We start from the raw sequence: 18706 nt of genomic DNA, 5'->3' as shown, positions 1-18706 counted from the left end.
CCACGCCTGGCATGTCATGGGCCGGCTGCCGGCGCGCCCACGGGCATCCCTGCTCTGGCTGCCGGCGCTGGGCGTGGCCGCCCGGCACTACCTGCCGCTGGCCGACGCGCTCGCCGGGCACGGCATCGCCACCTTCCTGCACGAATGGCGCGGACATGGCAGCAGCACGCTGCGCGCCGGGCGTCGCCACGACTGGGGCTACAAGGCCCTGCTCGAGGACGACATCCCGGCAAGCGAGGCCGCGGTGGCACGCAGTGCGCCGGGACTGCCGCGCATCATTGGCGGGCACAGCATCGGCGGCCAGCTCGCGAGCTGCCGCCTCGGCCTGTCGCCCGCCGCCGCCGACGCGCTGTGGCTGGTCGCCAGCGGTGCGCCCTACTGGCGAGCGTTCCCCACGCCCCGGCGCTGGGCGCTGCCCCTGGCCTACCGCTTCATGCCGTGGCTGGCGAAGGTCAACGGCCATTTCCCGGGCAAGCGCCTGCGCTTCGCCGGTAACGAGGCCCGCAGCCTGATCGGCGACTGGGGACGTACCGCGATCAGCGGGCGCTATGCCGCCCGCGGAGTCGACGTCGACCTCGAAGCCGCGCTCGCACGCGCCGACGCCGGCGTCCGGGCCGCGCTCATGGCCGACGACTGGCTGGCCCCGCGCAGCTCGCTGGATTTCCTGTTGTCGAAGATGCCCCGCGCCGAAACGGACGTGCGGACGTTCGATGCCGACGACCTGGGCACCCCGGCGGATCATTTCGCCTGGATGAAGCAGCCCGCGGCCGTCGCCCGTTGGCTGGCAGCCGCCCCTGCCTCCCGACCCGACGACGACCTCGAGCGGTTTCAGGCGGCCTCGCGCTCTGCGTAACCCATCGGATTGAGGGATTGCCAGCGCCACGCATCGCGGCACATGGCATCGACGTCGAGCTGGGCGCGCCAGCCGAGCAGGCGATGCGCCCGGGTGGGGTCGGCGTAGACCTCGGCAACGTCGCCGGCACGGCGCGCGACGATCTCGAAAGGCACGCGCCGCCCGGAGGCCCGCTCGAACGCACGGACAAGCTCGATCACGCTCACCCCCCGCCCGGTCCCCAGGTTTACGGTCAGGCCCCGGTGCTCGCGCTGCAGGAAGTCGATCGCATCCGCATGCGCCCGGGCAAGGTCGACGACGTGGATGTAATCGCGCACGCCACTTCCGTCGACGGTGGGGTAGTCGCCGCCGAAGACATGGAGGCGCTCGCGCCGACCCGCGGCCACCTGGCAGACATAGGGCATCAGGTTGTTCGGGATGTCGCTGGGATCTTCGCCGATCATCCCCGAGGGATGCGCGCCGACCGGGTTGAAATAGCGCAGATTGGCGACGTGCAGGCCAGGATCGCTCCTGCAGACGTCCTCGAGCAGCTGCTCGACCACCAGCTTGGTGCGCCCGTACGGATTGGTGACCCGGAGCGGCGAATCCTCCCCCACCGGCACCGCATCGGGGGCGCCGTACACGGTGGCCGAGGAGCTGAAGACGAGTTTGCCGACGCCAGCGTCCTTCATCGCCTGCAGCAGGACCAGGCTTCCACTGATGTTGTTGTCGAAGTAGGCAAGCGGCTTCTCGCAGGACTCGCCGACCGCCTTCAGCGCGGCGAAGTGGATCACTGCGTCGAAGGCATGCGCGGCGAACAGCGCCGACATCGCCTTCGCATCGCGCAGGTCGATCCGGGCCAGGACCACCGGCCTTCCCGTCAGCGCTTCCAGCCGCGGCAGTACCGCTGGAGATGAGTTGCTGAAGTTGTCCGCGATCACCACGTCGTGGCCGCGTTCGGCCAGGACCACGCAGGTGTGGGCACCGATGTAGCCGGCGCCGCCGGTCACGAGAATCCGCATCGATCATGTCTCCAGGTCGTTGGCTTGCCTATCGACCAACGCGAAACGGAGGGATGACCGGAAACCGGAGGCCGTGTTTCCTGAATTGCCGGTTCCATCCCCGGTTCGCGTTCATCAGGGCAAGCAGGGGGAACCGGCGGTCGGTCGCGACGCGGGCACGCCTGCCCCCCCGACACGACCGGAGACCTCCACTCGCATGAACGCCCCGACGCCATCCCGGGACCAGATCCGCTTGGCCATCATCGGCCTGGGCTACGTGGGCCTGCCCCTGGCCGTCGCCTTCGGCAAGAAGTTCGACACCCTGGGTTTCGACATCAATGCCGGGCGCATCGCCGAGCTCGAGCGCCACCACGACCAGACGCTGGAGGTCAGCGCCGAGGGCCTGCGCGAGGCCACCCGGCTGCGCTATGCCTCCGACACGACCGCGCTGGCCGACTGCAACGTCTTCATCGTCACCGTGCCGACCCCCATCGACGACTACAAGCGCCCCGACCTGAGCCCGCTCGAATCGGCCAGCCGCACCGTCGGTCGCGCCCTGTCGCGCGGCGATGTCGTGGTGTACGAATCCACCGTCTATCCCGGCGCCACCGAAGAGGTCTGCGTGCCGATCCTGGAGCGCGAGTCGGGACTGGTCTTCAACCGAGACTTCCATGTCGGCTACAGCCCCGAGCGCATCAATCCGGGCGACCAGGAGCATCGCCTGGAGACGATCACCAAGGTGACGTCGGGCTCCAATCCCGAAGCCGCCGATTTCGTCGACGCCCTGTACGCGTCGATCATCTCCGCCGGCACCCACAAGACCTCCAGCATCCGCGTGGCGGAAGGCGCCAAGGTGATCGAGAACATCCAGCGCGACGTCAACATCGCCCTGATCAACGAGCTGGCCCTGCTGTTCCATCGCCTGGGCATGGACACGCAGGAGGTCCTGGCCGCGGCAGGCACCAAGTGGAACTTCCTGCCCTTCCGCCCCGGACTCGTCGGCGGCCACTGCATCGGGGTCGACCCCTACTACCTCACCCACAAAGCCCAGCAGGTCGGCTTCCATACCGACGTGATCCTGGCCGGACGACGCATCAACGACGGCATGGGGCAACACGTCGCGCGCCGTGTCGTGCGGCTCATCCAGCAGCAGGATGGCCATCCGGCGAACTGCCGCGTGCTGGTGCTGGGCCTCACCTTCAAGGAGAACTGCCCGGACCTGCGCAACACACGCGTGGTCGACATCGTCCAGGAGCTGTCCGAGTACGGTATCGCCGTGGACGTGCACGACCCCTGGGTCGATCCGGTCCAGGCCCGCCACGAGTACGGCATCGATCTGGCTCTGGCACCAGCGGAGGGCGCGTACGACGCCGTGGTCCTGGCCGTCGCGCACGATCGCTTCGTGGCCGGGCTCGGCGCCGAGGGCATCCGCGCGTTCGGGCGCGCGGGCGCCTCGCTGTTCGACGTCAAGGGCGTGCTGCCCCTGTCGCTCGTGGATGGCCGCCTGTGAGCGCCGCCGACCGGCAAGGGCCGATGCGCGTGCTCGTCACCGGCGCGGCCGGCTTCATCGGCTCGCACCTGAGCCAGCGCCTGCTTGCGCGCGGCGACGAGGTCATGGGCTACGACAACGTCAACGACTACTACGATCCCGCGCTGAAGGAGGCGCGACTGGCGCGCCTGCAGGGCCAGGCGGGCTTCCGCTTCGCCCGCGCCGGGCTCGAGGACCGGTCGGCGATGGAGCGGGCGTTCACCGACTTCCGCCCGCACCGCGTGGTCAACCTCGCGGCCCAGGCGGGCGTTCGCTACTCGCTGGAGAACCCGCAGGCCTACATCGACAGCAACGTGGTGGGCTTCGTGAACATCCTGGAGGCCTGCCGCCACCACGGCGTCGAACACCTCGTCTACGCGTCGTCGAGCTCGGTATACGGCGCCAACACCAAGCTGCCGTTCGCCGTCGACGACAGCGTCGACCACCCGGTGAGCCTGTATGCGGCGACCAAGAAGTCCAACGAGTTGATGGCCCACACCTACAGCCACCTCTTCGGCCTGCCGACGACGGGCCTGCGCTTCTTCACGGTCTACGGCCCGTGGGGACGCCCGGACATGGCGCTGTTCCTGTTCACCCGCAACATCCTGGCGGGCAAGCCGATCGACGTGTTCAACCATGGCCACCACCGCCGCGACTTCACCTACATCGACGACATCGTCGAGGGCATCGTGCGCACCCTGGACCACGTCCCGGCCGCGGACCCGTCCTACGACTTCGGCCAGGCGACGCCGGCGGCTTCCGCCGCGCCCTACCGGCTCTACAACATCGGCAGCGACCGGCCGATCGAGCTGATGCGCTACATCGAACTCATCGAGCAGAACCTGGGCACCAGGGCGCAGTGCAACCTGCTCCCGCTGCAGCCCGGCGACGTGCCCGAATCCCATGCCGACGTGGCCGCGCTGCGGGCCGACGTGGGCTACGCACCCTCGACGCCGGTCGAGGAAGGCATCCGTCGCTTCGTGGCCTGGTACCGCGACTACTACGGCACCTGAGCCGTCGTCCGGGACCGGCCGACCCGTGGCCGGGCCCGCCGATCATCTCCGTTGTTCTTGGCTGACACCGAGGGGATTTCCACCATGCATCGCACATCATTGTTCTTCTCCAGGATGGCCCTCTCCGCCTGCCTGGCCTCCTCCCTGGTCCTGGTCGGCTGCGCCAGTGGCGGCAGCCGGGCCTCGGGCCCTCCGCCGGCGATGGAAGCGCCCGCCGCGGTCGACGCCTACAAGATCGGCGTGGACGACATCGTCCAGGTCACCGTGTGGCGCAACCCGGACCTGGGCATCACCGTGCCGGTGCGTCCGGACGGCATGATCTCGGTGCCGCTGGTGGGCGACGTCCGCGCCGGCGGCCTGACCCCGAGCGAAGTCGCCGCCGACATCGGCGAGAAGCTGGCGGTCTATGTCCGCGACCCGCAGGTCGCCGTGATCCTGACCGACCTGCGCAGCCACGAGTACCTCTCGCGCGTGCGCGTCACCGGCGCGGTGCGCCAGCCCATCTCGATCCCCTACCGCCAGGGCATGACCGTGCTCGACGCGGTGCTGGCCGCCGGCGGCCTGACCGAGTTCGCCGCGCCGGCACGCTCGGAGCTGTACCGCAGCGACGAGAGCGGCACCCGCAACTATGCGGTGGACCTCGACAACATCCTCGATGACGGCGACCTCTCGACCAACTACAAGGTCGCGCCTGGCGACGTCATCACCGTACCCGAGCGCGCACTGTGACCAACCCAGCCCTGGAGTGGTCGGGACAGGAGCAACCGGCCTCACTGACCACACTGCTCCCGATCGCGATCGAGGAAGTCAAGCGCAGGCAGCTCGTCCTCGTCGCCATCTTCGCGGCCATCGCCCTGCTGGCGCTGGCCGCGGGGCTGGTTTTGCCGAAGAAATACACCTCCTCCTCGACGATCCTGGTCGAGGACTCCAACATCATCCGGCCGCTGATGGAGGGGCGCGCCGTCGCCACGGGCGTGACCAACCGCGCCAGCATCACGCGGCAGGTGGCCTTCAGCCAGAAGGTGATGGGCGAGATCCTGCAGACCGGCGGCTGGATGGCCGACGACCCCAGCCCCCTGGAGCAGGACAAGATCATCGAGGAGATCACCAAGCGCACGCAGATCGCCAATCCGCGCGAGAACCTGATCCAGATCTCCTACACCGACTCGAACCCGCGCCGCGCCTACGAGGTGGCCAGCCGCTTCGCCGACCTGGTGATCTCGGAGAGCCTCGCCACGAAGGAGAAGGAAAGTCGCGACGCCTACGACTTCATCGACTCCCAGGTGCGCCAGTACCACGCCAAGCTGACCGATGCCGAGGCCAAGCTCGAGGCCTACCGCAAGTCCAACCCCGACGCGCGCCCCGGCATCGAGACCGACGTGAACTCCCGCATCGGCGAGCTGCGCCGCATGGTCGAGAGCTCGCGCATGGACCTGCACGACCTGCGCTCGCAGGAAGCGGCGCTGACGTCGCAGCTGTCCGGCGAGAACGAGGTCACCGTGCTGCAGACGCGGACCGGGCAGCTCGTGGCGCGCCTCGCCGAGTTGGAGGACGAGCAGGACCGGTTGCTGCTCACCTACACGCGCCAGCACCCCGACGTGGTCCGCATCCAGCACCAGCTCGACGACCTCCAGGCCCAGCTGCGGCAGGAAGACTCGCTGCAGCAGAACCGCATGGCCAGCGCCGGCGCCATCAATGGTTCGGCCAACCTCAACCCGCTCTACGGCGAGCTGAAGAGCAAGCTGGCGCAGGTCCGGCGCCAGGCCGCGGCCATGTCCAGCCGGATCTCGACCGCCGAGGGCCTGCTCGCCGAAGAACTCCGCCGCAGTGGCCGTATCGCCGCCTCGGAGAGCTCGCTCGCCGAACTGACCCGCGACTACGAAGTCAATCGCGACCTCTACCAGGACCTGCTCAAGCGGCGCGAGAACGCGCGCGTCTCCATGAGCCTGGACGCGGAGCAGCGCGGCCTGAGCTTCCGCATCCAGGAGCCGGCGCGGGTCCCGCTGCGCAGCAATGGGCTGCGCCTGATGCACGTCGCCGGTGGCGGCCTGGGCATGGCGCTCGCCGCACCGATGCTGCTCCTGCTGGTGCTGGTCAAGTTCGACCCGCGCATCCGCTCGCCCCAGCAGATCGAGCGCCAGGCCGGACTGCCCGTGCTGGGCGCCGTGCCGCACTACTACACCACCGCCCGCCGCAGCGCCTACCGCCGCAAGGTGGTCCTCAGCGCCCTCCTCTTCCTGATGGTCCCGGTCGTGTACGGCCTGGTCCTCGTCGTCAGGCTGGCCAGCTCATGAGCACCGTCATGTCCAGAACCCATCGCGAAGACAAGCCGGCGCATGGCTCCGGCGGCCCGGGGCGCTCCCTGTCGCTGCGACACGCCAGCCAGGCGCTGACGCCTGCCCAGATGGAGGAGCGCGCCCTGATCCGGCGCTCGTCCGTGGCCCGGCCCGAAGTGGATGCCTTTCGCGAAATCCGCACGCGCCTGCTGGCGATGACGACCAACAACTTCGTCGCGCTGGTCGCGCCGGTGAGCGCCGGTTGCGGCGGCAGCTTCGTCGCCCGCAACCTCGCCGCCGCCATGGCTTTCGACGAGACAAAGAGCGCGTTGCTGGTCGACTGCGACCTCCGCCATCCGTCCCAGCACACCACGCTGCAGATCGACTGCTCGAAAGGTGGCCTCACCGACTACCTCGAGGATCCTGCGGCCGACCTGGGCGATTACCTGTACGAGACGGGCATGCCGGGCCTCAACCTGATCCCGGCGGGCGCGCAGCGCGAAGCGGGCGCGGAGTACTTCAGCTCGGTCCGCATGCGGCTGTTGCTCGACTCGATCCGCAGCCGCCACCCGGACTGCTACATGTTCCTGGACAGCCCCCCCGTGCGCGGCGCGCCCGAGGCCCGCATCCTGGCCGATCTCGCCGACGTGGTGATCCTGGTCGCCGGCTACGGCCAGGACTCCCCCGAGGCGATCAGCCAGGCCGCCGCCAACTTCGACCCCGAGAAGTTCGCGGGCGTCGTCTTCAACCAGGGCGTCTGAGGAGATCCGGATGAATCCAGCCGAGCACCGGACGGTACTCCAGCACACCGCGCTTTCGACCGCACTCGCCCTGGGACTGGCGATGGCGCCGGCGGCGCATGCGGTCGAGCTCGACTACGAGATCAGCGCCGGGGTCATCCACAACTCCAACATCATCCTCAGCGAGACCGAGGAGATCAGCGAGACCACGATCGCGCCCGGCATCGACTTCAGCCTCACCCACGAGGGGCGCAGCGTCGACCTGGTCGGCCGCGGAAACATGCGCTACCTCTACTACACCGGCGATACCTTCGACGACGAGGTGCGCGGCGAGTTCAGCGGCCACATGCGCTGGCGCATGCTGCCGCAGCGGCTGGACTTCGTGGTCGAGGACTACCTGAGCCAGCAACCGGTCGACATCCTGTCGCCGGTGACGCCAAGCAACGCGCAGCAGGTCAACATCCTGATCGGTGGACCGTCGCTTTACCTCAACCTGTCCGACCGGACCCGCGCACAACTCGACGCCCGCTACAGCCGTAGCGAGGCCGAGGAAACCGCCGCGTTCGATGCCGACCGGGTCAACGCGGCGGCGCGCGTGCTCCACGAACTGGGGCCCACCACGCGCACCTCGCTCAACGTGGAATCCAACCGGATCCGCTTCGACCAGGCGGGAGCCGCCAGCGATTACGACCGCCTGGACGGTTACGTCAACTTCCAGCGCAACCTGCGGCAGCTGGATTTCAGCATCGACCTGGGCTACTCGACCCTCGACGTCGTCGACGGCGACAGCTATTCCTCGCCACTGGGCCGGGCCAGCCTGGGCTGGCGCTTCTCGCCCGAGACCTCGCTCAGCGCACAGGCGTCCTACCAGTTCTCCGACACCGCGCAGAGCCTGTCCTCGACGCCCATCGATCCCGACACCCCGATCGGCACCGACATCGACGCAAGCGGCGTCATCGTGTCCTCGGACCCCTATGAGCAGCGACGCATCGACCTGGGCTTCAGCCACGCCGGCCCCCGCCACGGCTTCGATGCCTCGGCCTGGCACGAGCGCTCGGAGTACGTGGAGGTGGACGACTTCGACAACACCAACAGTGGTGCCGCGTTCGCCTACACCTTCCGCATCAACCCCCTCCTCGACCTGGTCGCCAGCGTCGATCACCAGCGCCGCGACTTCACCGTCACCTCCAGGCTGGACAAGGACACCAACTTCGGTGTCGGCCTGGTCAAGCGCTTCACCCGCCACTGGAGCACCCGGCTCGACCTGAGGCGGCGGTCCCGCGACAGCTCGGTGCAAGGGTTCAGCTATGACGACAATGCCGTCACTGTCAGCCTCGTCTATCGCCGCTGAAGCCGCCATCGCCAGCCAGCCCACGCCGCCCATCCGCCTGCTGCTGCTGACCGATACGGCGCTGACCAACACCGGGGGCAGCGAGCGCTTCCTGCGCAATCTGGTGGGACGCCTGCCGCCGGAGCGCTACGCCATCACCGTGATCCAGCTCGGCGCCGACAACGCACCGGGGGAAACCGCGCACGTGACCGAGGCGGGCACCTCGCTGCGCGTGCTGAACCATCCGATCGGCCCGATCTACGGCCCGCGCGGCTTGCGCGCCATCCTCGACCTGCGCGCGCGCCTGCGGCTGGAATCGTTCGACATCATCCAGTCCCAGCACGAGAAATCCGATCTCATCAACCTGCTGCTCGGACCCAGGCAGATGGCCGTCCGGCTGTCGAACCGTCGCGACATGGGCTTCCTCAAGAGTCCGCGACTGCGCCATGTCTTCCGCCTGGTGAACCATCGCTTCGATGCGGTCATCGCGCCCGCGCACGAGATCCTGGCCGCGTTGGCCGAACACGAGGGGCTGCCGGCATCGCGGATGCTCTGGATCGCCAACGGCGTGGATACCGACCGCTTCCGGCCCGCGCATCCCGCGCAGCGCGAAGCGCTCAGGCAGGCCCTGGGCCTGGCACGCGACCAGGTCGCCTTCGGTTGCGTCGCGAGCCTGTACCCGGTCAAGAACCACGCGATGCTGCTGGAGGCCTTCGCGCGCGTGCACGCCGAACGCCCCCGGGCGCGACTGCTGCTGGTCGGCTCGGGCGCGCTGGCAGGCCAACTGGCCGGGCAGGCCGCCGGCCTGGGTGTCGCCGATGCCGTCCGTTTCCTCGGCAACCGTCCCGACATCCACCAGATCCTGCCGGCACTGGACGCGGCCGTGCTCGCTTCGCGTAGCGAAGGCATGTCCAACGCGATCCTCGAGGCCATGGCCTGCGGCCTTCCGATGGTGGCGACCGCCGTGGGCGGCAACCTGCAACTGGTGCGCGATGGCGCGACGGGGTTCCTTGTGCCCAGCGACGACCACGGGGCGATGGGCGATGCGATGGGCCGGCTGGCGGACGAGCCCCTGCTGCGCGCGGGCCTGGGGCAGGCCGCGCGGCGGCGCATCGAGTCGGAGTTCTCGCTGGCCGGCATGGTCGATGCCTACGATCGCCTCTACCAGAGACTGGCGGGGGTCGCATGACACGCCTGGCCACGCATTCACCGGATCGGGTCCCACGGGTGGCGCTGTTGCGCTCCAGCGCCGGCCTGTACGGCGCCGACCGCATGGTGCTCACCCTCAACCAGGCCCTTCCGCAGGCCGGCGTGGCGAGCCGCCTGCTCAGCATCGGCAACCCGCGCATGCCGGTGCAGGCGCTGCACGAAGCGGCGGTCGCGGGAGGCCAGCAGGCCGAACTGCTCGCCTGCCGCGGCCGACTCGACCTGCGCACCCTGCACCTGCTGCGCGCGGCCTTGCGCCGCCAGGGCGCCACCATCGTCCATGTCCACGACTACAAGAGCGCGACGTACGCGTGGCTGGCCAGCCTGCGCTTGCCGGTCCGGCTGGTGGCGACCCTCCATGGACACGTCGACGCCACGCGTGCATTGCGCATCTACAACCGCCTCGAGCTCGGCCTGCTGCGTCGCTTCGACGCGCTCGCGGTCGTCTCCGAGCGCCAGGTGGACCTGTTGGCCGGTGCAGGCATAGCGCGCGAGCGGATCCAACTGGTGGACAACGGCATCCCGCTTCGGGCCGAGGACCTGGAAGCGCCCCCTATGTCCCGTGAAGCGCTCGGGCTGGATGCCGCGTCGTTCGTGTTCGCGGCGGTGGCGCGCTTCTCGCCTGAGAAGAACCTGCTCCTGCTCCTGGACGCGTTCGCGAGGGTCGCGGACGGGCGCGAGGACTGCCAGTTGCTGCTCGTCGGCGATGGCCCGATGGGCGATGCGATGCGTGAGCGCTGTACCGCGCTGGGCATCGCGCGGCACGTGCGCTTCGCAGGCGTGCGCGACGACATGCCTTCGGTGTATCCGCGCATCGATTGCCTGGTGCTGCCCTCGCTCAGCGAAGGCATGCCGCTGACCGTGCTCGAGGCGATGAGCCACGGACTGCCGGTCATTGCCAGCGCCGTCGGCGACGTGCCTCGCCTGCTGTCGGGGACCGACCATGGGCGCCTGGTCCCGCCGGGCGAGCTCGGGGCGCTGGTCGACTCGATGCGCTCGCGCCTCCAGGCCGGGCGCGCATTCGATGCGCGCGCGCGGGCCCGCGTGCTCAGCCGGCACTCGCCGGGGGCGATGGCCAATCGATACCGGGCCATGTACGAATCGCTGGGAGGATGGGCGCATGGCGTTCAAGCGGCCTGACCCGTCGTCGCCCAGGACTCCGGCGCAGCGTTTCCCGCTCGCCGCCCGGGCGATGCTCACGCAGGGCATTCCCGCGCCGCCGCCCTCCCGCGACGCCACGGCCCCCCGCGCGATGCCCAAGCGCACGCACCGGCAGAACTGGCCGCTCTACCTGTTCCTCTTCCTGCTGCCCCTCCAGAACATCCAGTTCGGCTACATCCCGAACCTGGGCGCCGGGCTCAACTTCCTGAACGTCGGGTTCCTGGCCTCGCTCGCCGGCGCCTTCTTCGCTGGCGGCCGGCTTGCCCGCGGCGCATCGATCAATCGCTGGGTGTTCGCCTACATGGTCTACGCGATCGTGTCGATGTTCATCTCGGCCAGCTACGTGAGCGAGAACGCGAACCACGTCGCCATCGTCAAGGACCACCTGATCGGCTTCTCGGTGCTCTACCTCGTGCAGATGAGCGTGCAAGACTGGACGACCGCCCGTCGCGTGGTCATCGCGATGATGCTGCCCCTGCCCTACATCGCCAAGGTCGCCTGGCTGCAGCACGTCAGCGTGGCCAGCTGGCACTACTCCGACGACCTGCGCATCCCCGCCACCTTCGGCCTGCTGGGCGCCAACGAGTTCGCGGCCTTCTGCGTGACCGTCGCGACCGTGCTGTTCGCCTTCTTCCTGTCGGCGCGCCTGTCGCGCATCTGGAAGGTCGCGCTGGGCATCGGCATAGCCTGCATGGTCATGGGTGTGTTGTACGCCTACTCGCGCACCGCCTATGTCGCCCTCATCCTGGGCCTGGTGACCGTGATCCTTGCATGGCGGGGACGCTGGAAGATGATGCTGCCGCTCCTGCTGGCGGCCGCCATCCTGCCCGCCGTGCTGCCTTCGTCGGTCGTGGAGCGCTTCGACAGCACCTCCGTGGAGGAAACCGACCGCGACGAAAGCACGGAGATGCGCTTCGTCTACTGGGGCATCGCCTGGGAGAACTTCAAGTCGCACCCGCTCACCGGAACCGGCATCCACAGCTTCCAGCACCGCGAGATCAACCCTTACGGCAAGGACACGCACAACCTGTACATCCGCACCCTGAGCGAGGGCGGCGTGATCGGCGCGGTACTCCTGCTGGGCGTGCTGCTGTCGATCCTGCTTTCGGCCCGGCGCGAGCTCGGGGTGGCCCGCAGCGGCACGCTCCACTACGCGCTTGCGCTGGGCATCGTGGGCGCCTGGATGGGACTGGTATGCGGCAACCTGTTCGGTGACCGTTTCACCCATTACCCGGTGATCGGGTATTTCTGGGCGTTCACCGCCCTCATGCTCAAGGCCCGGGAACTGCCGAGGGAGGAGAACTTGCCATGATGCAAGTCAATGGATGGATCCGCTACCTGTGCGCACTTGCATTCCACTACTCGGGCCTGGACGCGCTCTACCGTTTCGCCAGCGGACGCGGCCTGGTGGTGCTGATGCTGCATCGCCTGCGCGACGAACACGACTACTACCCGCTCAGCACGCGCATCGCCACGCTCTCGCGACTGGTCCAGTGGCTGCGGGAGGACGACGTCCTCGTGAGCCTCGACGAAGGCCTGGCGCGCCTGGCGGGTGGGCCTCGGAGGGCGGTCAACTACGCGATCACGCTCGACGACGGATACCTCGACAACCTCCGCCTGGTCGAGGGCGAGGTGGTCGGCACCCCGGCCACGGTCTATATCGCCACGGGGCACATCGGTGGCGACCCGATCTGGGCGTATCGGCTGTCGCGCGCGGTCGAGACCCGCAGCCAGGACCTGCTCGACCTGGGGCGGCATGGCCTGGGTCGCTTCGACCTGTCGCGACCCAACGAGCGCGAACGCGCCCTGCAACTCCTGCCGCCGTGGCTCAAGCAGTTCTCGCACGACGAGTTCGAGGCCCGCCTCGGGGAAGTGCTCGGACAGCTGCAGCCGACCGAGCCACTCGATGCCAAGCGCGACATGATGGACTGGAGCGACGTGCGCACGCTCGACGAGAAGGGGATCGACATCGGCGGACATACCTGCAGCCACGTACTCCTGAGCCGGGTGGACGACGCCACCGCACGCCTCGAGATCGAGGACTGCACGCGCGCCATCGAGCGCGAACTCGGTCGCCGCCCGCGCCATTTCGCGTATCCCAACGGTACCGCGCAGGACTTCGGCGAGCGCGACATCGACCTGGTCAAGCGCGCCGGCTATGCCACCGCCGCCACGTCGATCGAAGGCGTCAACCGCCCTGGAACCAGCCACTATCTGCTGCTCCGGCACAACGTCCACGACAGCCGCTACCGCGCGCCGGACGGCACGCTGTCGCGGGCCCTGTTCTTCAGCGAGACCAGCGGCCTGCTCGGCATGTTGCGCACGAGGCTGGCCGCATGAACCGCCTGCCCGTCCTGATGTACCACGGCCTCCACGACGGGCCGGGCGCGCATGGGCGCTTCGATCCTGTCTACAGCGTGCGCCCCGATGATTTCTCGCGCCAGCTCGACGCGCTGCTCGATCGCGGCTACCAGAGTATCCTGCTCGACGCCCTCCACGACGGCACGCAACTGCCGGCCAGGCCGGTCGTGATCAGCTTCGACGATGGCGACGTGTCCAACCTGGAGGTCGCCGTGCCCGTGCTGAAGGCCCGCGGCATGGTGGCGGAGTTCTTCGTCACCAGCGACTTCATCGACCAGCCGGGCATGCTGCGCGAAGCCGATGTGGCCGAACTCGCCCGGCAGGGCATGGGCGTGGGGTCGCATGGGCGCAGCCATGCCTTTCTCGAGGACCTCGAACCCGATGCCCTGCGCGAGGAACTGGAAACCAGCCGCCTGCGCCTGTCGCGGATCTGCGCCAGGCCGGTCGATTCGCTCGCGCTGCCGGGCGGCCGCGGCGGGCGCCGCGAGCGCGACCTGGCGCTGGCACTCGGCTATCGATACCTGCTCGGCTCGGCCCCCGGTCCCAACTCGGCGCCGTGGGACGGCCGCTGGATGCAGCGCATTGCCGTCACCCGCCACCTGTCCGACGCCGACCTGCTACGCCAGGTCGACTGGACCGGACTGGCGCCGCGCCTGGCGCGCTTGCGCTTCCTGGCGCTGCGCGTGCCCAAGCGCCTACTCGGCAACGCCGGCTACGAGCGCCTGCGGGAGCGCCTGCTGTGATCGCGATCGTCCTGTTCTGGCTGTCGCTCGGCATCGTGGGCCATGCCTACGTCGGCTATCCCGTGCTCATGGCCATGCTGGCCCGCTGGCGTGGCCGCGATCCCCTCTGCGGCGACCATGTCCCCGCGATCTCGGTGGTGCTTGCCGTCCACGACGAGGAGACCCGCGTCGCTGCGCGCATCCGCGACGTGCTGGCACAGGACTATCCTGCCGACCAGCTCGAGATGCTCGTGGTCAACGACGGCAGCCGCGACGGCACCTCCCGCGCGGCACGGCTGGACGATCCGCGCGTGAAGGTGATCGACCTCGACACCAACCAGGGCAAGGCAGGCGCCCTGAACCGGGCCGTGGAAGTGGCGCGCGGCGAGATCCTGGTGTTCGTGGACGCCCGGCAGTCCTTCGCACCGGGCGCCTTGCGTGCGCTGGTCGCGCCCTTCGCCGACCCTTCGGTGGGCGGGGTCAGCGGCGAGCTGGTGATCGGCAGCGGCCAGGGCAACCCGGGGCTCTACTGGCGCATGGAAAAACGGCTTCGCCACGACGAGGCGCGACTGGGCTGCCTGCACGGCGTGAGCGGCGCGATCCACGCGCTGCGGCGCGAGCTGTTCGTGCCGATGCCCGCGGGCACCGTGCTCGACGACATGTGGACGCCGTTGCAGACCCTGCTGGGCGGCCACCGGGTGTGGATGGCGCGCGACGCGATCGCGGTCGACCAGGCCAGCAGCAGCCTGGCCGAAGAGTTCCACCGGAAGCTGCGCACGCTCGCCGGGAACTGGCAACTGGTCCAACGCCTGCCCGTCCTGCTCAACCCCGTCGCCAACCCGGTGTTCCTGGCCTGGTTCTCGCACAAGTTCCTGCGCCTGGTCGTTCCCTGGGCGCTGCTCGTGGCACTGGTCGCCTCGGCCTGCGCGCCGGGTCCCTTCTACCGGTTCGCGCTGGGCGCTCAGTTGCTGGCGTACGCCGGTGCCGCCCTGGCCTGGGCTCGCCCGGCGCTGGCGCGCCGCGTCCCGCTGCTGCCCGCCGCCGGGATGTTCCTGATGCTCAACTCGGCCGCCCTGCTTTCCCTGCCCGCGTCGCTGGCCTGGGACGGTAGCCGGCTGTGGCGGAAACATTGACCATGGCGCGCATCCTCGCCCTCACCAGTCGTTTGCCGTTCCCGCCGACCGAAGGCCACCAGCTGCGGTCCTGGCACCTGCTGCGCGCGCTCGCGTCGCGACACGAGGTGACCCTGCTCAGCTTCCGGCGCCTGGACGACGCCCTCGACGGCGGCGAGGCCCTGCGCGAGGTCTGCAAGGCGGTCCACGAATTCCCCATCCCCGCGGAACATTCGCGGGCCGCACTGGCCCGGGCGCTGCTGCGCAGCCAGTTGGGCGGCGCGCCGTACATCGCCACCAAGTATGCGTCGAACGCCCTGCGCGAAACCCTGCGCAGGCTGGCCCGCGACGCCGACGTCGTCCATTTCGACATGCTCCCGCTGTTCGCGCACGCGGACTGCGTGCCGGCCGACGTCCCCATCGTCCTCAATGCCCACAACGTCGAACACCAACTGCTGCGCAAGCGCATCGAGATCGAGACCCGGCCCTGGGCGAAGCGCTTTTTCGCGGGCCAGGCCGAGCGCCTGCGGCGCTTCGAGCAGGATGCGTGCCTGCGCGCGGACGCCGTGCTGGCCTGTTCGACGGACGATGCAGCGGAACTTCGCCGGATGGCGCCGTCCACGCCCATCACGGTGATCCCCAACGGGGTCGACCTCGACGCCAACCGCCCCGCCCCGCTGCCGCCGGGCGCACCCCGGCAGATGGTCTTCGTCGGCCAGATGGGCTGGTTCCCGAACCGGGACGGCGTGGAATGGTTCATGCGCGACGTGTTGCCGCGGATCGTCGCCAGCCGCCCCGATGCGCGCTTCGTGGTGGTGGGCAAGTCGCAGGGACTGGAGGTGCCCGCGGGCGTCGCGGCGCACGTCGAACTGGCCGGCTTCGTCCCCGACCTGCGCCCCACCGTCCACGACGCCGGCATCTATGTCGTGCCACTGCGCGCGGGCAGCGGTACCCGGCTGAAGGTGCTGGAGGCGATGGCGCTGGGCAAGGCGATCGTCACCACCCGCATCGGCAGCGAGGGCATCGCGCTCGAAGAGGGGGTCAGCGCCCGCTATGCCGACGACGCCGACGGCTTCGCCGCGGCGGTGCTCGCGCTCATGGAAGCGCCCGGGGAGGTCGAACGCCTGGGCCGCGAGGCGCGCGCGCAGGCCGAACGGCACTACGGATGGGAGGCCATCGGCCGCGACCTGCTGGAGGTCTACGCGCGCTTCGCCCCGACCCCGGCGGGGGCATGAGCACGCCATGCACGCCGACGCACGCTCACGGCCGACCGCGATACCGGTAAACGCCCTGCCCGACCAGTTCGTGGATCGCGCGGCGGCTCTTGGCGATCGCCGACGCCTGCGGGATGAAATAACCCACGCCGCCGGGACCGACGTAGTCGCTCTCGCCGGGATGCGGGCAGACCTTGATTCCCGCCGCCCGGAAGGCCGTCATCGCCCGCGGCAGGTGCAGCGGCGAGCTCACCAGCCACGCCGGCTCGTCGCCGCCCAGCCCGGGCACCGGACCCAGGGCCGCCAGTTGCGATGCGTTCTCCCAGGTCGTCAGCGAAAGCGCCTCGGTGTCGATCCGCGCAGCCGGGACACCCCACGCCCGGGCCAGGCTGGCCATGACCTCGGCTTCCTTGATCGGATACGGGCCGCCGCCGACCAGGACCAGTCGCGGCTCGCCCTGCCGCCGCCAGAAGGCGATGCCGGCCTGCAGCCTGCGCCAGCTCTCGGGCGCCAGGGCCGCGTAGTCGTCGGCCGAGTACGGACGACGTTCCAGGCCTCCGGACAGCACCAGGATCGGTGCGTCGCGCGGTGCGTCGCACCCCGGCACGGGACCGGCATCGGCCTCCACCCACGCCACCAGGGCGTTGGCGCCCACCGGGGCGCACAATGCCAGCAACAGCACCCATGCCAGGACGCCTGTCACGCGAATGGCGAAGGGCAGGCGGCGCCAGCCCAGCCACAAGGCCAGGCCGAGCAGGATGCTGAGGCTCAGGGGGGACAGCAGCAGTTCCGACATGGGGCCCAGTCTTGCATGCCCGCGCGGACGGGGTGCGTCCGTTGAACGGCAATATGGGCACGATCATCGACACTCGCCAGGGGGGCTCCACCATGTTCGACACGCTCAGGCAGGACTTCGCGCGCTACCACCGGGTCGCGCTGGCCGATTCGCCGCGCTTCGCGCGCCTGCGCGCCGCGTGCACCCATGGCTTCCTGGCCGTGTGCGTATACCGCTTCGGTCGCTGGACGCAGACCCTGCGCCCGCGGGCGCTCGCGATCCCGTTCAAGATCCTCCATCGCCTGCTGCACATCCCCACCGAACTGCTGCTGGGGATCTCGATTCCCGGCAACGCGACGATCGGGCCCGGTCTATACATCGGCCACTTCGGCGGCATCTTCCTGCATGGCGATGCAGGCCGGAACCTGTCGGTCGGCCAGGGCGTCACGCTTGGCTTCAAGGGGGCCGGCAAGTCGACGCGATGGCCGCGGATCGGCGACGATGTCTACATCGGTACCGGCGCCAAGGTGATCGGCGATGTCAGCATCGGCGACGGCGTGGTGATCGGCGCCAACACGGTGGTGACCAAGGACGTACCCGCGCGGATGCGCGTGGTGGGCGCCGCGATCCGCATGTCGCCACTGCCGACGGCGAATCCGGAGGCCGGGGATGAGTGAACTGCACCGTCCCTGGGCGTGGCTGGCACTGGGCGGCGTCGCCCTGCTTGCCACGGGCTACCTGCACAACGGACCGCGCGACACCCAAAGCGAACCTGGGACCGAAGCGACCCGCCTGGCCGTGGCCGACGCCGTCGCGGCCCCCGCCACGGCCGCAACCGGCGATCCCTTGCCGGAACCCGCCGCCGGCCAGCGCTACTACCTGCGCCCGGATGGCGGCAGCCCCGCGCAATGCTCGGGGACCGCGGACGCGCCCTATCCCGGCTCGGGCCGGCAACGGGCCTGCGCCTGGCAATCGCTGCACCAGGCCCTGCCCGCCGACGGCCCCGCGCGCATCGAGGGCGGCGACACCCTTGTCCTGGCGCCGGGCGAGTACATGATCGGTCTCGGCGCACCCGGCACCGATCACGGCGGCTGCGACGAAGAGGCGCCCTGGGACTGCCAGCTGGCGCCCGTGCCCAGCGGCCCCAGCGCCGACAGGCCGACCCGCATCCTGGGTCGCGACCCTGCCCACCCGGCCGTCCTGTGGGGCAACGAACGCGTCAGCGCGATGCTCAACCTCAACGGCAGCTCCAACGTCGAGATCGGCCACCTGGAGATCACCGACAAGAGCGAGTGCGTCGAGTTCCACGCCACCAGCGCCGCCCGCTGCAAGCGCGACAGCGCGCCCTACGGCAAATGGGCCTCCTCCGGCATCACCGCCTCCAATTCCCGCAACGTCCACCTCCACGACCTCGACATCCATGGCCTGGCCAACC

18 protein-coding genes are annotated in these 18706 nt (G+C 69.7%); 16 read left to right on the top strand and 2 right to left on the bottom strand.

The genetic code is table 11. The features are described 5' to 3' along the window. Positions 1 to 16: 16 nt before the first annotated feature. Positions 17 to 853 (top strand): alpha/beta hydrolase family protein, encoded by an 837-nt coding sequence (locus H4F98_RS08550; protein WP_425487589.1) that lies wholly within the window; start codon positions 17 to 19, stop codon positions 851 to 853. Here H4F98_RS08550 and galE read toward each other — a convergent pair. Further along, entirely contained in the window at positions 829 to 1854 is a 1026-nt protein-coding gene (gene galE, locus H4F98_RS08545) for a UDP-glucose 4-epimerase GalE (RefSeq protein ID WP_182686751.1), read from the bottom strand. The two genes, H4F98_RS08550 and galE, sit on opposite strands and share 25 nt — an antisense overlap. Before the next feature lie 196 nt (positions 1855 to 2050). On the opposite strand from galE, the gene H4F98_RS08540 reads away from it, so the two are divergent. The 13 genes from H4F98_RS08540 to H4F98_RS08480 all read left to right on the top strand — a co-directional run bounded on the left by H4F98_RS08540 (position 2051) and on the right by H4F98_RS08480 (position 16517). Continuing rightward, on the top strand, positions 2051 to 3343 hold the full coding sequence (locus H4F98_RS08540; RefSeq protein WP_182686749.1) for a nucleotide sugar dehydrogenase: 1293 nt from the start codon (positions 2051 to 2053) through the stop codon (positions 3341 to 3343). A 23-nt stretch (positions 3344 to 3366) separates the two neighbouring features. After that, positions 3367 to 4374: an NAD-dependent epimerase gene (locus tag H4F98_RS08535; protein ID WP_182687009.1), complete on the top strand. Its 1008-nt coding sequence runs from the start codon at positions 3367 to 3369 to the stop codon at positions 4372 to 4374. An 84-nt stretch (positions 4375 to 4458) separates the two neighbouring features. After that, positions 4459 to 5103, top strand: coding sequence for an XrtA/PEP-CTERM system exopolysaccharide export protein (locus tag H4F98_RS08530; RefSeq protein WP_246373017.1), 645 nt, complete (start codon positions 4459 to 4461; stop codon positions 5101 to 5103). Continuing rightward, complete coding sequence (locus H4F98_RS08525) at positions 5100 to 6668, top strand: XrtA system polysaccharide chain length determinant (protein ID WP_343064749.1); 1569 nt, start codon at positions 5100 to 5102, stop codon at positions 6666 to 6668. The genes H4F98_RS08530 and H4F98_RS08525 overlap by 4 nt, the downstream gene beginning before the upstream one ends. 8 nt (positions 6669 to 6676) lie before the next feature. Next, on the top strand, positions 6677 to 7411 hold the full coding sequence (locus tag H4F98_RS08520) for a P-loop NTPase family protein (protein ID WP_182686748.1): 735 nt from the start codon (positions 6677 to 6679) through the stop codon (positions 7409 to 7411). Between the two features lie 10 nt (positions 7412 to 7421). Next, positions 7422 to 8741, top strand: a complete 1320-nt coding sequence (locus H4F98_RS08515; protein WP_182686746.1) for an outer membrane beta-barrel protein — start codon at positions 7422 to 7424, stop codon at positions 8739 to 8741. After that, positions 8707 to 9909: a glycosyltransferase gene (locus tag H4F98_RS08510; protein WP_182686743.1), complete on the top strand. Its 1203-nt coding sequence runs from the start codon at positions 8707 to 8709 to the stop codon at positions 9907 to 9909. Before H4F98_RS08515 ends, H4F98_RS08510 begins: the two co-directional genes overlap by 35 nt. After that, positions 9906 to 11066 carry a glycosyltransferase family 4 protein gene (locus H4F98_RS08505; protein ID WP_182686741.1) on the top strand — a complete coding sequence of 387 codons (1161 nt, stop codon included), beginning with the start codon at positions 9906 to 9908 and terminating at the stop codon, positions 11064 to 11066. The genes H4F98_RS08510 and H4F98_RS08505 overlap by 4 nt, the downstream gene beginning before the upstream one ends. After that, complete coding sequence (locus H4F98_RS08500; RefSeq protein WP_182686739.1) at positions 11047 to 12399, top strand: O-antigen ligase family protein; 1353 nt, start codon at positions 11047 to 11049, stop codon at positions 12397 to 12399. Before H4F98_RS08505 ends, H4F98_RS08500 begins: the two co-directional genes overlap by 20 nt. Beyond that, positions 12396 to 13427: a polysaccharide deacetylase family protein gene (locus H4F98_RS08495; RefSeq protein ID WP_182686736.1), complete on the top strand. Its 1032-nt coding sequence runs from the start codon at positions 12396 to 12398 to the stop codon at positions 13425 to 13427. Before H4F98_RS08500 ends, H4F98_RS08495 begins: the two co-directional genes overlap by 4 nt. Continuing rightward, positions 13424 to 14191, top strand: coding sequence for a polysaccharide deacetylase family protein (locus tag H4F98_RS08490; RefSeq protein WP_182686734.1), 768 nt, complete (start codon positions 13424 to 13426; stop codon positions 14189 to 14191). Before H4F98_RS08495 ends, H4F98_RS08490 begins: the two co-directional genes overlap by 4 nt. After that, the gene (locus H4F98_RS08485; RefSeq protein ID WP_182686732.1) at positions 14188 to 15303 is read left to right on the top strand and encodes a glycosyltransferase; all 1116 of its coding nucleotides are present in this window, start codon (positions 14188 to 14190) and stop codon (positions 15301 to 15303) included. Before H4F98_RS08490 ends, H4F98_RS08485 begins: the two co-directional genes overlap by 4 nt. A gap of 2 nt (positions 15304 to 15305) precedes the next feature. Next, the gene (locus H4F98_RS08480) at positions 15306 to 16517 is read left to right on the top strand and encodes a glycosyltransferase family 4 protein (RefSeq protein WP_182686730.1); all 1212 of its coding nucleotides are present in this window, start codon (positions 15306 to 15308) and stop codon (positions 16515 to 16517) included. Between the two features lie 25 nt (positions 16518 to 16542). Here H4F98_RS08480 and H4F98_RS08475 read toward each other — a convergent pair whose 3' ends face one another. Next, positions 16543 to 17292, bottom strand: coding sequence for a YdcF family protein (locus tag H4F98_RS08475; protein ID WP_182686728.1), 750 nt, complete (start codon positions 17290 to 17292; stop codon positions 16543 to 16545). 41 nt (positions 17293 to 17333) lie between these two features. Here H4F98_RS08475 and H4F98_RS08470 point away from each other — a divergent pair, with 41 nt between their 5' ends. Beyond that, complete coding sequence (locus tag H4F98_RS08470; protein ID WP_182686726.1) at positions 17334 to 17948, top strand: serine O-acetyltransferase; 615 nt, start codon at positions 17334 to 17336, stop codon at positions 17946 to 17948. Further along, on the top strand, positions 17941 to 18706 hold a 766-nt coding region (locus tag H4F98_RS08465), incomplete at its 3' end, for a hypothetical protein (protein WP_220479145.1). The genes H4F98_RS08470 and H4F98_RS08465, both read left to right, overlap by 8 nt.

Origin of the sequence: Marilutibacter spongiae, assembly GCF_014145325.1 — a bacterium.
GTDB lineage: Bacteria > Pseudomonadota > Gammaproteobacteria > Xanthomonadales > Xanthomonadaceae > Marilutibacter > Marilutibacter spongiae.
Note: the sequence above shows the minus strand (reverse complement) of the source record. Positions and strands in the feature narration are given on the sequence as shown.